Raw genomic sequence first — 12797 nt, forward strand, 5'->3', positions numbered from 1 at the left:
GGCTGCGCGCTTGACAGCGTCATACCCCGGGCCAATTCTGCTGTGATGCATTTTATCGATCAGGGCTTACTGCAATGAGGAATGACGGAGGCTTTTTGCTGTGGTGGGACGGTTTGCGTAGCGAGATGCAGCCGATCCACGACAGCCAGGGCGTGTTCGCCGTCCTGGAAAAGGAAGTGCGGCGCCTGGGCTTCGATTACTACGCCTATGGCGTGCGCCACACGATTCCCTTCACCCGGCCGAAGACCGAGGTCCATGGCACCTATCCCAAGGCCTGGCTGGAGCGATACCAGATGCAGAACTACGGGGCCGTGGATCCGGCGATCCTCAACGGCCTGCGCTCCTCGGAAATGGTGGTCTGGAGCGACAGCCTGTTCGACCAGAGCCGGATGCTCTGGAACGAGGCTCGCGATTGGGGCCTCTGTGTCGGCGCGACCCTGCCGATCCGCGCGCCGAACAATTTGCTCAGCGTGCTTTCCGTGGCGCGCGACCAGCAGAACATCTCCAGCTTCGAGCGCGAGGAAATCCGCCTGCGGCTGCGTTGCATGATCGAGTTGCTGACCCAGAAGCTGACCGACCTGGAGCATCCGATGCTGATGTCCAACCCGGTCTGCCTGAGCCATCGCGAACGCGAGATCCTGCAATGGACCGCCGACGGCAAGAGCTCCGGGGAAATCGCCATCATCCTGAGCATTTCCGAGAGCACGGTGAACTTCCACCACAAGAACATCCAGAAGAAGTTCGACGCGCCGAACAAGACGCTGGCTGCCGCCTACGCCGCGGCGCTGGGCCTCATCTGAAGCGTAGGGCGCGCCGGCCGGCGCGCCCTACCAGATCTGGCAGGTTGCCTGCCGTTCATCCTCCTTTAGTCTTCCCCCTCATGTGTGTGCTGGTATGTCCTCCGACTGAGAGGGCCCAGGAGTATCAGGGTAGGGATGCCGCCTTTTTTTTCTCGGCCGGCACGACACGGGGACTTGGTCATGATCGAATTGCTCTCTGAATCGCTGGAAGGGCTTTCCGCCGCCATGATCGCCGAGCTGGGACGCTACCGGCATCAGGTCTTCATCGAGAAGCTGGGCTGGGACGTGGTCTCCACCTCCAGGGTCCGCGACCAGGAGTTCGACCAGTTCGACCATCCGCAAACCCGCTACATCGTCGCCATGGGCCGCCAGGGTATCTGCGGTTGCGCCCGCCTGTTGCCGACGACCGACGCCTACCTGCTCAAGGAAGTCTTCGCCTACCTGTGCAGCGAAACCCCGCCCAGCGATCCGTCGGTATGGGAGCTTTCGCGCTACGCCGCCAGCGCGGCGGACGATCCGCAACTGGCGATGAAGATATTCTGGTCCAGCCTGCAATGCGCCTGGTACCTGGGCGCCAGTTCGGTGGTGGCGGTGACCACCACGGCCATGGAGCGCTATTTCGTTCGCAACGGCGTGATCCTCCAGCGCCTCGGCCCGCCGCAGAAGGTCAAGGGCGAGACGCTGGTCGCGATCAGCTTCCCGGCCTACCAGGAGCGCGGCCTGGAGATGCTGCTGCGCTACCACCCGGAATGGCTGCAGGGCGTACCGCTGTCGATGGCGGTGTGAGGTCGTCAGCCGTTTCGCGCACTTTTTTCCGCTTCTCCTGCCGCATGCTCGGCCCGCGCCCCGGCGTCATCGGGCGTTCCCCTGCATTCCGGGATTTGGCCGCGGCTGCCGACTTGCGTAGTCTCTCTGCGGTCCGCCATCCCGAGGAGTCGCCATGCCGAAGTCATTCCGCCATCTCGTCCAGGCCCTGGCCTGCCTTGCGCTGCTGGCCAGCGCCAGCCTCCAGGCGCAGGAGAGCCGCCTCGACCGCATCCTCGAGAGCGGCGTGTTGCGCGTCGCCACCACTGGCGACTACAAGCCCTTCAGCTACCGCACGGAGGAGGGCGGCTATGCTGGCTTCGATGTGGACATGGCGCAGCGCCTGGCCGAGAGCCTGGGGGCCAAGCTGGTAGTGGTGCCGACCAGTTGGCCGAACCTGATGCGCGATTTCGCCGACGACCGCTTCGACATCGCCATGAGCGGCATCTCGATCAACCTGGAGCGCCAGCGCCAGGCGTATTTCTCGATTCCCTACCTGCGCGACGGCAAGACGCCGATCACCCTCTGTAGCGAAGAAGCGCGTTTCCAGACCCTGGAGCAGATCGACCAGCCGGGCGTGACGGCCATCGTCAACCCCGGCGGCACCAACGAGAAGTTCGCCCGGGCGAACCTGAAGAAGGCCCGGATCCTGGTGCATCCGGACAACGTGACGATCTTCCAGCAGATCGTCGACGGCAAGGCCGACCTGATGATGACCGACGCCATCGAGGCCCGCCTGCAGTCGCGTCTGCACCCGGAACTCTGCGCCGTGCATCCGCAGCAACCCTTCGACTTCGCCGAGAAGGCCTACCTGCTGCCGCGCGACGAGGCCTTCAAGCGCTACGTCGACCAGTGGCTGCACATCGCCGAGCAGAGCGGCTTGTTGCGCCAGCGCATGGAGCACTGGCTCGAATACCGCTGGCCCACCGCGCACGGCAAGTAATACAGGGGCGGCGAGGTTGGCCGCGGGCCCGCGCGGCCTTCCTTGGCGGCGGCAAAAACGTTATGGTCGGCGCCCCATCCTGGTGCCTGGTCCATGCGTTATCTACTGTTCGTCACCGTCCTCTGGGCGTTCTCCTTCAACCTGATCGGCGAGTACCTCGCCGGCCAGGTCGACAGCTACTTCGCCGTGCTTACCCGGGTCCTTCTCGCTGGCCTGGTGTTTCTCCCGCTGACCCGCTGGCGCGGCGTCGAACCGCGTTTCGTCGGCGGGGTGATGCTGGTCGGCGCGCTGCAGTTCGGCATCACCTACGTCTGCCTGTACCTGAGCTTCAACGTGCTGACGGTGCCCGAGGTGCTGCTGTTCACCGTGCTGACGCCGGTCCACGTGGCCCTGTTCGACGACCTGCTCAACCGCCGCTTCAACTTCTGGGCCCTGGCCGCCGCGCTGGTGGCGGTGCTGGGCGCGGCGATCATCCGCTACGACGGGATCACCGGCGAGTTCCTCCAGGGCTTCCTGCTGCTGCAACTGGCCAACGCCACCTTCGCCGCCGGCCAGGTGCTGTACAAGCGCCTGGTGCGCAAGTACCCGTCCGAGCTGCCGCAGCGCCAGCGCTTCGGTTATTTCTTCGTTGGCGCGCTGCTGGTGGCGTTGCCTGCCTGGCTGCTGTTCGGCGATCCGCAGCGCCTGCCGGCCGGCGAGCTGCAATGGGGCGTACTGGTATGGATGGGGCTGCTGGCCACCGCCCTCGGCCAGTTCTGGTGGAACAAGGGCGCCACCGAGGTGGACGCCGGTACCCTGGCGGTGATGAACAACCTGCACGTGCCGGTCGGGTTGCTGCTCAACCTGCTGATCTGGAACCAGCACGCCGACCTGCCGCGCCTGGCCCTGGGCGGCGCGGTGATCGTCGCTTCGCTGTGGGTCAACCGGCTCGGCCGGCGCGAGGTGCGTGCATGAGGATTTCCGGACAGGGCGTGCTGCTGTCGCTGGCCGCCTCGGTGCTGTTCGTTACCCTGCCGGGCTACGTCCACCTGCTGGAGCCGCTGGACAGCCTGCAGGTGGTGGCGCATCGGGTGGTCTGGTCGATCCCGATGGTATTCCTGCTGGTCGTCGCCACCCGCCAGTGGCCGACCCTGCGCGCCGCCTGGTGCCGGCTGTTCGCCGAGCCCTGGCTGCTGGCCTGCTTCCCGCTGACCGCGGCGATGATGCTGCTGCAATGGGGCATCTTCATCTGGGCGCCGTTGGCCGGGAAAACCCTTGAACTGTCGCTGGGCTACTTCCTCCTGCCGCTGGCGATGGTGCTGGTGGGGCGGGTGTTCTACGGCGAGCGCCTGACGCCGCTGCAGGCTATCGCCGTGGCCTGCGCGCTGGCCGGGGTGCTCCACGAGTTCTGGCTGACCCGCGCGTTCTCCTGGGTCTCCCTGGTCACCGCGCTGGGCTATCCCCCGTACTTCATGCTGCGGCGCAGGATGGGCGTGGACGCGCTGTCCGGGTTCGTCTTCGAGATGCTCTTCCTGCTGCCGCTGGCGTTGGCCGCGCTGTACTGGCTGGGCGACGAGAGCCAGGCCTTCCGCGAGGCGCCGCGCCTGTGGCTGCTGCTGCCGATGCTGGGGCTGATCAGCGCGCTGGCCTTCGGCGCGATGATGGCTTCCAGCCGGCTGCTGCCGATGGGGCTGTTCGGGATTCTCAGCTACGTCGAACCGGTGCTGCTGTTCCTGGTGGCGGTACTGTTCCTCGGCGAGGCGTTCCGTCCCGAGCAGCTATGGACCTACGCGCCGATCTGGCTGGCGGTGCTGTTGACCGGCTGGGACAGCGCGCGCCTGCTGAGGAAACAGGCGCGGCGGGGCATCTGAGCGAGCCGCAGGCGCCGGAATCAGCGCTTGCGGGTGCTTTCGACCTGGGCGAGGGTGGTCGGCAGGATGCGCTTGCCGGCCAGGTAGTGGCGTTTCCAGTAGCTGCTGTTGAGGTCGGAGACGCGGACCTTCTTGCCGCGCCGCGGCGCGTGCACGAAGCGGTCGTTGCCGACGTAGATGCCGACGTGGTCGACGCTGCGGCTGCGGATCCGGAAGAACACCAGGTCGCCCGGTTGCAGCTTGCCGCGGGAGACCTTGTTGTTGTCCATGTTGTAGATGGCGCGGGCGGTCCGCGGCAGGTCGACGTCGTCGACGTCCTGGAACACATAGTTGACCAGGCCGCTGCAATCGAAGCCTTTCTTCGGCGTGGTGCCGCCCCAGCGGTAGGGGGTGCCGATCATGCTGAAGGCGCGGTCGGTGACTTCGGAAGCGGCGGCCGCGACCACCGAGCGGTTGGCGGACTGGCGGGTGCTGACGACCCGGCTGGGCGACAGGGTGGAATTCTTCGACGGCTTGAAGGTGTGGGTGACCTGGTTGGAAGCCAGGCTGGGCGTCGAGAGGGCGGCCAGAAGGGCCGCGAAGCCTACAGACAGGCATGTCAAAAAGGGTGAACGCATTTCGGCATGTCTTCGCGTGCGTGAATAACGGTCCAGGCTTCCGCTGGTTCGTGGTTACTCTCTGTTCATCGGAGTGTCTTCTGGGTGACCGGAACGAGCCCTCCTGACTCTTCCGACCAGGCCGTCAAACGAAACGGCCAACTGCTTCCGGGCCTGGATGCATTCAGGTTGTCCCGGCGATAACGGGCTTAACGAAGGAAAATCGGGGACTCATCGGCGTTCCCAGCGTATTCCCCTACGAAAGCGGCGGCTATTGTGACCTATTTTGACGCCGGCCTTCTGACCATTCGTCGAATGATCGGTTCCGGATGTGACGCGCCGGTTTCGCCGTGCAAGTGGCGATACTTGCGGGTCCGGCAATGACCTGTTGTTCGCCGTGGCCTTGGAAAGCCTCTGCGCCGGGGGTATGTTCGTGTTCCCCGTACCCGAGTGAAGCCCGTAGAAGCGAGTCCAGATATGACCGAAACAGCCAAGCGTCCCTTGTACGTTCCCCATGCCGGCCCATCGCTGCTGGAGATGCCGCTGCTGAACAAAGGCAGCGCGTTCAGTACCCAGGAACGCATCGATTTCAACCTGCAGGGCCTGCTGCCGCACAACATCGAGACCATCGAGGAGCAGACCGAGCGCGCCTACAGCCAGTACAACCTGTGCAACACCGATCTGGACCGCCACATCTTCCTGCGCTCGATCCAGGACAACAACGAGACCCTGTTCTTCCGCCTGCTCGAGGAGCACCTGGAAGAAATGATGCCGATCATCTACACCCCCACGGTCGGCCAGGCCTGCCAGGAGTTCTCGAAGATCTACCGGACCCACCGCGGCCTGTTCATCTCCTACCCGGACCGCGAGCGGATCGACGACATCCTGCGCAGCGCCACCAAGAACAACGTGAAGATCGTGGTGGTCACCGACAGCGAGCGGATCCTCGGCCTCGGCGACCAGGGCATCGGCGGGATGGGCATCCCGATCGGCAAGCTGTCGCTGTACACCGCCTGCGGCGGTATCAGCCCGGCCTACACCCTGCCGGTGGTGCTGGACGTCGGCACCAACAACCCGGACCTGCTCAACGACCCGATGTACATGGGCTGGCGCCACGAGCGGGTGAGCGGGGCGCAGTACGAGGAGTTCGTCGACCTGTTCATCCAGGCGATCAAGCGCCGCTGGCCCAACGTCCTGCTGCAATTCGAGGACTTCGCCCAGACCAATGCCATGCCGTTGCTGGAGCGCTACAAGGACGAGCTGTGCTGCTTCAACGACGACATCCAGGGCACCGCCGCGGTGGCCGTGGGCACCCTGCTGGCGGCTTGCAAGGCCAAGGGCGAGAAGCTCAGCGAGCAGACCGTGACCTTCGTCGGCGCCGGCTCCGCCGGTTGCGGCATCGCCGAACAGATCATCGCCGCCATGCAACTGGAGGGCCTGGACGAGGCCCAGGCGCGTCGGCGCATCTTCATGGTCGACCGCTGGGGCCTGCTCACCGACGACATGAGCAACCTGCTCGACTTCCAGCACCGCCTGGCGCAGAAGCGCGCCGATCTCGGTGCCTGGGGCGGCCAGCAGGGCGACGACCTGGCGTTGCTGGAAGTGATCCGCAATGCCCGGCCGACGGTGCTGATCGGCGTCTCCGGGCAGCGCGGGCTGTTTTCCGAAGAGGTCATCCGTGAGCTGCACAGCCATTGCAAGCAGCCGCTGGTGATGCCGCTGTCCAACCCGACCTCGCGGGTCGAGGCGACTCCGCAGGAAATCCTCAACTGGACCGACGGCCAGGCGCTGGTCGCCACCGGTAGCCCGTTCCAACCGGTGCAGGTGGGCGACAAGCGGATTCCCATCGCCCAGTGCAACAACGCCTATATCTTCCCCGGCATCGGCCTGGGGGTGATCGCCGCGCGGGCCAACCGGGTCACCGAAGGCATGCTGATGGCCGCGGCCAACGCCCTGGCCAACTGCTCGCCGATCGTTACCCAGGGCGAGGGCGCCGTGTTGCCGGCGCTGGGCGACATCCGCGAGGTCAGCAAGCGCATCGCCGTCGCCGTGGCCAAGCAGGCCCAGGCCGAGGGCAAGGCCCTGCATACCAGCGACGAGGTACTGAACGACGCCATCGAGGCGAACTTCTGGTTCCCGCGCTACCGTGCCTACCGCCGGACTTCGTTCTGAGGCTCTGCCGCAGGCTGCGCACGGGGGAGAGGCGTTAACCGCCGATATTCCGCGCGATCGGTGCGAGAACGCGAAAAGGCCACCCCGAGGTGGCCTTTTTCGTTGACGGTAGCGCTAGCGCTAGCGCACATGATCGGGGCGCGTCCGGTGTTCGGCCTGGGTTTCCGGGTTTTCCGCCGCGCGCCGCGCCAGGGCCGGCAGGACATGATCGCGCAGCAGCGGCGCGAGATTGTCCGGCTGCGCTTGGCCGGGGACCAGCCAGGCCAGTTCCTCCAGCTCCGCCTGCGCACAGACGGCGTGGGGCAAGCGGGCGACGTAGATATCGGCATCGACGCGGGTGTTCGCCTCGTTGGCCGCCGGCGCCTGGAAGCTGCCGAGGTGCTCGAAGGTCGAGGCGCCCATCGGCAGGCACAGTTCCTCCAGCAGTTCGCGCTGTAGCGCGGCGAGGGGCGTTTCGCCCGGCTCGCGCTTGCCGCCCGGGAGCATGAAGGCCTGGGTGCCGCGCTTGCGCACCAGCAACAGGTTGCCCTGGTCGTCGAACAGGCAGGCGGCGGAAATGCTCAGCAGGTTGTCGGTCATTGCGGGTCGTCCTCGGCGATCACCTGGTAGCGCATCTGTACGATGCCGCTGTTGTAGCCATGTTGTTCCAGCAGTTGCAGGCGCCGCTCGCGGCCGCCGGCGAACAGCGGGATGCCGGCGCCGAGCAGCTGCGGAATGACGCTGACGATCACCTCGTCGAGCAGCCCGGCCGCCAGGCAACTACCGGCGAGGCTGCCGCCGCCGGCCAGCCAGACCCGCCGGCAGCCCTGTTCGCCGAGGCGTGCGAGGCCTTCCTGGGGCGTGTCATGGCGCAACTCGACGCCTTCCACCGCGCTCTCCCGGGGATTGCGGGTGAGCACCTGGCAGGGCTTGCCCGGATACGGCCAGTCGCCGAAGCCGCGCACGATATCGTAGGTGCCGCGGCCCATCAGCAGCCCGTCGATGCCCTGGTAGAAGCCGTTGTAGCCATGGTCGTTGCCGCCCTCGGCGAAACGGTCGAGCCAGTCGACGCTACCGTCGGGACGGGCGATGAAGCCGTCCAGGCTGGTGGCGACGTAGTAGATCAGGTGCGGTTTCATGGACGGCGCTCCCCTCGCTTCAGACAGTGGCTTCGTCGCTGCGGCTCGGTGCGGCCAACGCCTCGAACGAACGGGCCTCGGCGTCACGCCCTTCGAGCATGCCCTGCAGCCCCTGGCGCAGGTCCTGGCCGCTGGGTTGCTGGTAGGCGCCGAGGCCGAACTCCGGCATCACCGCCAGCAGGTAGTCGAACACGTCGCCCTGGATGCGCTCGTAGTCGACCCAGGCGGTGGTGCGGGTGAAGCAGTATATCTCCAGCGGGATGCCCTGGGCTGTCGGCTGCAACTGGCGGACCATGCAGGTCATGTGCGGATGGATGTCCGGGTGGTTCTGCAGGTAGGCGAGGGCGTAGGCGCGGAACGTACCGATGTTGGTCAGCCGGCGGCGGTTGGCGGCCAGCGGGGCGACCCCGCCGTTGGCGGCATTCCACTCCTGCAACTCGGTCTGCTTGCGGGCCATGTATTCGGTGAGCAGGCGCACCTGGCTCAGGCGCCGCTCTTCCTTCTCGTCGAGGAAACGCACCTGGCTGGAGTCGACGTAGATCGCCCGCTTGATCCGCCGTCCGCCGGACTGCTGCATGCCGCGCCAGTTCTTGAACGACTCCGACATCAGGCGCCAGGTCGGCACCGAGACGATGGTCTTGTCGAAGTTCTGCACCTTCACGGTGTACAGGGTGATGTCCACCACGTCGCCGTCGGCGCCGACCTGCGGCATCTCGATCCAGTCGCCGACCCGCAGCATGTCGTTGCTGGTGAGCTGCACGCTGGCGACGAAGGACATCAGGGTGTCCTTGTAGACCAGCAGGAGGACCGCCGACATCGCGCCGAGGCCGGACAGCAGCAGGAGCGGCGAGCGGTCGATGATGATCGAGACGATGATGATCGCGCCGAACACGAACACGGCGATCTTCGCCAGTTGCACGTAGCCCTTGATCGAACGGGTGCGGGCGTGCTCGGTACGCGCGTAGATGTCCAGCAGGGCATTCAGCAGCGCGGTGAGGGCGAGGATCAGGAACAGCACGGTGAAGGCCAGTGCCAGGTTGCCGAGGAAGTGCGCGGCCTTGTCCGGCATCTCCGGGATCCATGGCAGGCCGAATTGCACCAGCAGCGAGGGCGTGGTCTGCGCCAGGCGCTGGAACACCTTGTTGCGGATCAGGTCGCCGAGCCAGTGCAGCGCGGGCTGGCGGGCGAGCAGGTTGGCGGCGTAGAGGACGATGTAGCGGGCCACCCGGCCGAGGATCAGGGCGCCCACCAGCAGCAGGCCGAAGGCCAGGCCGGCGTGCAGGATAGGGTGTTGGTCGAGCGCCGACCAGTACCCGGAGAGCTGGTCGAGAAGGGATGTGGAGTCCATGGACAGGCGACTTCCTTTGTTGCGGGCGGGGGGGACGGGCCGGCCCCGCGGTTGAACGGACATCCCGACGCGGGGGCCGGGAACGCACAAAGGAACCAAGAGTGCCCCATCGGGCGCCGGATCGCATCCCCGACGTGTCTACAAAGGTTTTCCGCCGACGCGCGGGCTCAGCCGGCAAGCTCCTCCAGGGTGCGCCCGCGGGTCTCGATGCCGAAGGCCCAGACCACCAGGGCGGCGACGCCGAAACAGAGGGCGCCGAGGGTGAACACCCCGCCCTGGCCGGTGAGCGGCAGGACCAGCCCGGTGACCAGCGGGCCGAGCAGCGAGCCGATCCGCCCGACCGCCGAGGCGAAGCCCGAGCCGGTGGCGCGCGCGGAGGTCGGATAGAGTTCCGGGGTATAGGTGTAGAGCACCGCCCACATGCCGAACAGGAAGAACTGCATGGCCAGGCCGAAGCCGATCAGCAGTGCCAGGCTGCCGCCGAACACCGCGGTCTGGCCGTAGGCGTAGGCCATCGCGCCGCCGCCGAGGAGCATCAGCACGCAGCTCGGCTTGCGGCCCCAGCTTTCCACCAGCCAGGCCGCGCAGAGGAAGCCGGGTATCCCGGCCAGCGAAATCAGCACCGTGTAGTACACCGACTGGGTGACGGCGAAGCCGGATTGCTGGAGCAGCGCGCTGAGCCAGGAGGTCAGGCCGTAGAAACCGAGCAGGGCGAAGAACCACAGGCCCCAGACGGTCAGGGTGCGGCGCCGGTAGGCGGGCGACCAGAGTTCGGCGAAGGCGCTGAAGAAGCCCGGACGGCTGCGTTCCCGCTGCGGCTGGCGCAGCGGCGGCGGCAGTTCGGACAGGCCCAGCGAACGCATCACCCGTGCTTCTATGTCGCGCAATACCCGGTCCGCCTGTTCGCGCCGGCCGGCCTGCTCCAGCCAGCGCGGCGACTCGGGAATCAGGAAGCGGATGGCGAGGACGAACACCGCCGGCAGCGCCAGCACCAGGAAAATGCTGCGCCAGCCGGTCAGCGGCAGCAGGAAGTAGGACAGGCAGCCGGCAGCGACGAAGCCCAGCGGCCAGAAGCCGTCCATCAGCGCAATGTACTTGCCGCGGCGGCTGGCCGGGATCATCTCCGACAGCAGCGACTGGGCGATGGGAAACTCCATCCCCATGCCGATCCCCAGCAATACCCGGTAGTAGGTCAGGCTGTCGAGGTCGCCGGCGGTGGAGCACAGGTAGCTGGCCAGGCCCCAGAGCACGATGCTGGCCTGGAATACCGGCTTGCGCCCGAAGCGGTCGGCGAGCATGCCCGACAGGGCCGCGCCGATCACCATGCCGAAGAAGCTCGAGCTGGCCAGCAGCCCGGCCTGCGCCGAGTCGAGCCCGAACTCGGCTTTGATCGAGCCGAGCAGGAAGGTCATCATCGCCAGGTCCATCGAGTCGAAGAAGAACGCCAGCGCGATGATCACGAAGACCAGTCGGTGATATGGACTCAGCGGCAGCCGTTCGAGGCGTTCGGCGGCGGATGCGGGCGCGTCGGGCATGACCTGGTTCCTCTGGGCGGCGGGCGTCGAACGAGTCTGCGATCGCCGCCCGCGCCGTGCTTGCCTGGCGGCGACCCGGCGTCGAGCCGATTGCGACGCCGGCGCTGGCCGTCGCGCCGCGCGAATAAAGCCTGCGCGCCGGCGCGGCAACCGTTAGGCTATGCACCTGTCCATTTTCACGTGCAATGCCGAGGTTTCCCTTGTTCAGCCAATTTCCCCTCCACGAACGCCTGCTGAAGGCACTGGAAAGCCTGTCCTTCAGCGAGCCGACGCCGGTCCAGGCCGCGGCCATTCCCAAGGCGCTGGAGGGGCACGACCTGCGGGTCACGGCGCAGACCGGCAGCGGCAAGACCGCGGCCTTCCTGCTGCCGCTGCTGCACCGCCTGCTGGCCGAGGACAAGCCGCGCTCCCTGGCGCGCGCGCTGATCCTCCTGCCGACCCGCGAGCTGGCCCAGCAGACCCTCAAGGAAGTCGAGCGCTTCGCCCAGTTCACCTTCATCAAGGCCTGCCTGATCACTGGCGGCGAGGACTTCAAGGTGCAGGGCGCGCGCCTGCGCAAGAACCCGGAGATCATCATCGGCACCCCCGGCCGCCTGCTCGAGCAGCGCAACGCCGGCAACCTGCCGTTGCAGGACATCGAGGTGCTGGTGCTGGACGAGGCCGACCGCATGCTCGACATGGGCTTCGCCGACGACGTGCTGGCCCTGGCCAATGCCTGCCCGGCCGAGCGCCAGACCCTGCTGTTCTCCGCCACCCACAGCGGCGCCGGATTGAACAAGGTGATCGCCGAGGTGCTGCGCGAGCCGCAAGTGCTGCGCCTGAACCAGGTCGGCGAGCTGAACGAGAACGTCCGCCAGCAGGTCATCACCGCCGACGACGTGGCGCACAAGGAACAGTTGCTGCAATGGCTGCTGAGCAACGAGACCTACACCAAGGCCATCGTCTTCACCAATACCCGGGTCTCCGCCGATCGCCTGACCGGGCGGCTGATCGCCAACCAGCACAAGGTCTTCGTCCTGCATGGCGAGAAGGACCAGAAGGACCGCAAGCTGGCCATCGAGCGCCTGAAGCAGGGCGCGGTGAAGATCCTCGTCGCCACCGACGTCGCCGCACGCGGCCTGGACGTCGAAGGCCTGGACCTGGTGATCAACTTCGACATGCCGCGCAGCGGCGACGAGTACGTGCACCGCATCGGCCGGACCGGTCGCGCCGGCGCCGAGGGCCTGGCGATCTCGCTGATCTGCCATGGCGACTGGAACCTGATGTCGAGCGTCGAACGCTACCTCAAGCAGAACTTCGAACGACGCAACATCAAGGAACTGAAGGCCGCCTACCAGGGGCCGAAGAAACTCAAGGCGTCGGGCAAGGCCGCCGGCAGCAAGAAGAAAAAGCAGGACAGGAAGGGCGCCGCCGCCAAGCCCGCGGCCAAGCGCAAGCCCGCCGCGCGGCCGAAGGCCGGGCCGTCGGCGGTGGTCAGCGCCGACGGCATGGCGCCGCTCAAGCGCAAGAAGCCGACGGCGGAGTGATCGCGCGCCGCCGACCGCTTCGGAGGGCGGATAACCGTTTGCGGTTATCCGCCGCGCCGGCGTTGGATGGCGGATAACGCCGCTGGCGCTGTCCGCCCCGGGGGA

General features: G+C 66.7%; 12 protein-coding genes. 7 read left to right on the forward strand and 5 right to left on the reverse strand.

Annotation, left to right across the window (positions count from 1 at the left end; genetic code table 11):
* The first annotated feature begins 74 nt into the window (after positions 1 to 74).
* The 5 genes from rhlR (at position 75) to rarD (ending at position 4397) form a co-directional block, all read left to right on the forward strand.
* Positions 75 to 800 carry a quorum sensing system transcriptional regulator RhlR gene (gene rhlR, locus ACYAF3_RS18805; RefSeq protein WP_003119559.1) on the forward strand — a complete coding sequence of 242 codons (726 nt, stop codon included), beginning with the start codon at positions 75 to 77 and terminating at the stop codon, positions 798 to 800.
* A gap of 180 nt (positions 801 to 980) precedes the next feature.
* Positions 981 to 1586 carry an acyl-homoserine-lactone synthase RhlI gene (gene rhlI, locus ACYAF3_RS18810; RefSeq protein WP_003111059.1) on the forward strand — a complete coding sequence of 202 codons (606 nt, stop codon included), beginning with the start codon at positions 981 to 983 and terminating at the stop codon, positions 1584 to 1586.
* A gap of 154 nt (positions 1587 to 1740) precedes the next feature.
* Entirely contained in the window at positions 1741 to 2547 is an 807-nt protein-coding gene (gene pheC, locus ACYAF3_RS18815; RefSeq protein WP_003092003.1) for a cyclohexadienyl dehydratase, read from the forward strand.
* Between the two features lie 93 nt (positions 2548 to 2640).
* Positions 2641 to 3501, forward strand: coding sequence for a carboxylate/amino acid/amine transporter (locus ACYAF3_RS18820; RefSeq protein WP_003092000.1), 861 nt, complete (start codon positions 2641 to 2643; stop codon positions 3499 to 3501).
* Positions 3498 to 4397, forward strand: a complete 900-nt coding sequence (gene rarD / locus ACYAF3_RS18825; protein WP_003103767.1) for an EamA family transporter RarD — start codon at positions 3498 to 3500, stop codon at positions 4395 to 4397. Before ACYAF3_RS18820 ends, rarD begins: the two co-directional genes overlap by 4 nt.
* Before the next feature lie 20 nt (positions 4398 to 4417).
* Here the strand turns inward: rarD and ACYAF3_RS18830 are convergent, their stop codons facing one another.
* A complete protein-coding gene (locus ACYAF3_RS18830; RefSeq protein WP_003103763.1) occupies positions 4418 to 5014 on the reverse strand; it encodes a C40 family peptidase in 597 nt (198 codons plus the stop codon).
* Between the two features lie 456 nt (positions 5015 to 5470).
* Between ACYAF3_RS18830 and ACYAF3_RS18835 the strand changes: the two genes are divergently transcribed.
* A complete protein-coding gene (locus ACYAF3_RS18835; protein ID WP_003103761.1) occupies positions 5471 to 7165 on the forward strand; it encodes an NAD-dependent malic enzyme in 1695 nt (564 codons plus the stop codon).
* Positions 7166 to 7285: 120 nt separating this feature from the next.
* Here the strand turns inward: ACYAF3_RS18835 and ACYAF3_RS18840 are convergent, their stop codons facing one another.
* From ACYAF3_RS18840 to ACYAF3_RS18855, 4 genes are all read right to left on the reverse strand, one after another.
* Positions 7286 to 7744, reverse strand: a complete 459-nt coding sequence (locus tag ACYAF3_RS18840; RefSeq protein WP_003103758.1) for an NUDIX hydrolase — start codon at positions 7742 to 7744, stop codon at positions 7286 to 7288.
* The gene (locus ACYAF3_RS18845; RefSeq protein WP_003103756.1) at positions 7741 to 8283 is read right to left on the reverse strand and encodes a dihydrofolate reductase family protein; all 543 of its coding nucleotides are present in this window, start codon (positions 8281 to 8283) and stop codon (positions 7741 to 7743) included. The genes ACYAF3_RS18840 and ACYAF3_RS18845 overlap by 4 nt, the downstream gene beginning before the upstream one ends.
* Before the next feature lie 19 nt (positions 8284 to 8302).
* On the reverse strand, positions 8303 to 9631 hold the full coding sequence (locus tag ACYAF3_RS18850; protein WP_003103754.1) for a mechanosensitive ion channel family protein: 1329 nt from the start codon (positions 9629 to 9631) through the stop codon (positions 8303 to 8305).
* A 167-nt stretch (positions 9632 to 9798) separates the two neighbouring features.
* On the reverse strand, positions 9799 to 11166 hold the full coding sequence (locus tag ACYAF3_RS18855; protein WP_003103751.1) for an MFS transporter: 1368 nt from the start codon (positions 11164 to 11166) through the stop codon (positions 9799 to 9801).
* A gap of 185 nt (positions 11167 to 11351) precedes the next feature.
* Here ACYAF3_RS18855 and ACYAF3_RS18860 point away from each other — a divergent pair, with 185 nt between their 5' ends.
* A complete protein-coding gene (locus tag ACYAF3_RS18860; protein ID WP_016852586.1) occupies positions 11352 to 12692 on the forward strand; it encodes a DEAD/DEAH box helicase in 1341 nt (446 codons plus the stop codon).
* Positions 12693 to 12797: the final 105 nt, after the last annotated feature.

The organism is Pseudomonas sp. TZ252, from assembly GCF_056110345.1.

Excerpts from the sequence above, each read along its gene's own strand:
- rhlR (WP_003119559.1), top strand. The coding sequence starts at position 75 with ATGAGGAATGACGGAGGCTTTTTGCTGTGGTGGGACGGTTTGCGTAGC.
- rhlI (WP_003111059.1), top strand. The coding sequence starts at position 981 with ATGATCGAATTGCTCTCTGAATCGCTGGAAGGGCTTTCCGCCGCCATG.
- pheC (WP_003092003.1), top strand. The coding sequence starts at position 1,741 with ATGCCGAAGTCATTCCGCCATCTCGTCCAGGCCCTGGCCTGCCTTGCG.
- ACYAF3_RS18820 (WP_003092000.1), top strand. The coding sequence starts at position 2,641 with ATGCGTTATCTACTGTTCGTCACCGTCCTCTGGGCGTTCTCCTTCAAC.
- rarD (WP_003103767.1), top strand. The coding sequence starts at position 3,498 with ATGAGGATTTCCGGACAGGGCGTGCTGCTGTCGCTGGCCGCCTCGGTG.
- ACYAF3_RS18830 (WP_003103763.1), bottom strand. The coding sequence starts at position 5,014 with ATGCGTTCACCCTTTTTGACATGCCTGTCTGTAGGCTTCGCGGCCCTT.
- ACYAF3_RS18835 (WP_003103761.1), top strand. The coding sequence starts at position 5,471 with ATGACCGAAACAGCCAAGCGTCCCTTGTACGTTCCCCATGCCGGCCCA.
- ACYAF3_RS18840 (WP_003103758.1), bottom strand. The coding sequence starts at position 7,744 with ATGACCGACAACCTGCTGAGCATTTCCGCCGCCTGCCTGTTCGACGAC.
- ACYAF3_RS18845 (WP_003103756.1), bottom strand. The coding sequence starts at position 8,283 with ATGAAACCGCACCTGATCTACTACGTCGCCACCAGCCTGGACGGCTTC.
- ACYAF3_RS18850 (WP_003103754.1), bottom strand. The coding sequence starts at position 9,631 with ATGGACTCCACATCCCTTCTCGACCAGCTCTCCGGGTACTGGTCGGCG.
- ACYAF3_RS18855 (WP_003103751.1), bottom strand. The coding sequence starts at position 11,166 with ATGCCCGACGCGCCCGCATCCGCCGCCGAACGCCTCGAACGGCTGCCG.
- ACYAF3_RS18860 (WP_016852586.1), top strand. The coding sequence starts at position 11,352 with ATGCCGAGGTTTCCCTTGTTCAGCCAATTTCCCCTCCACGAACGCCTG.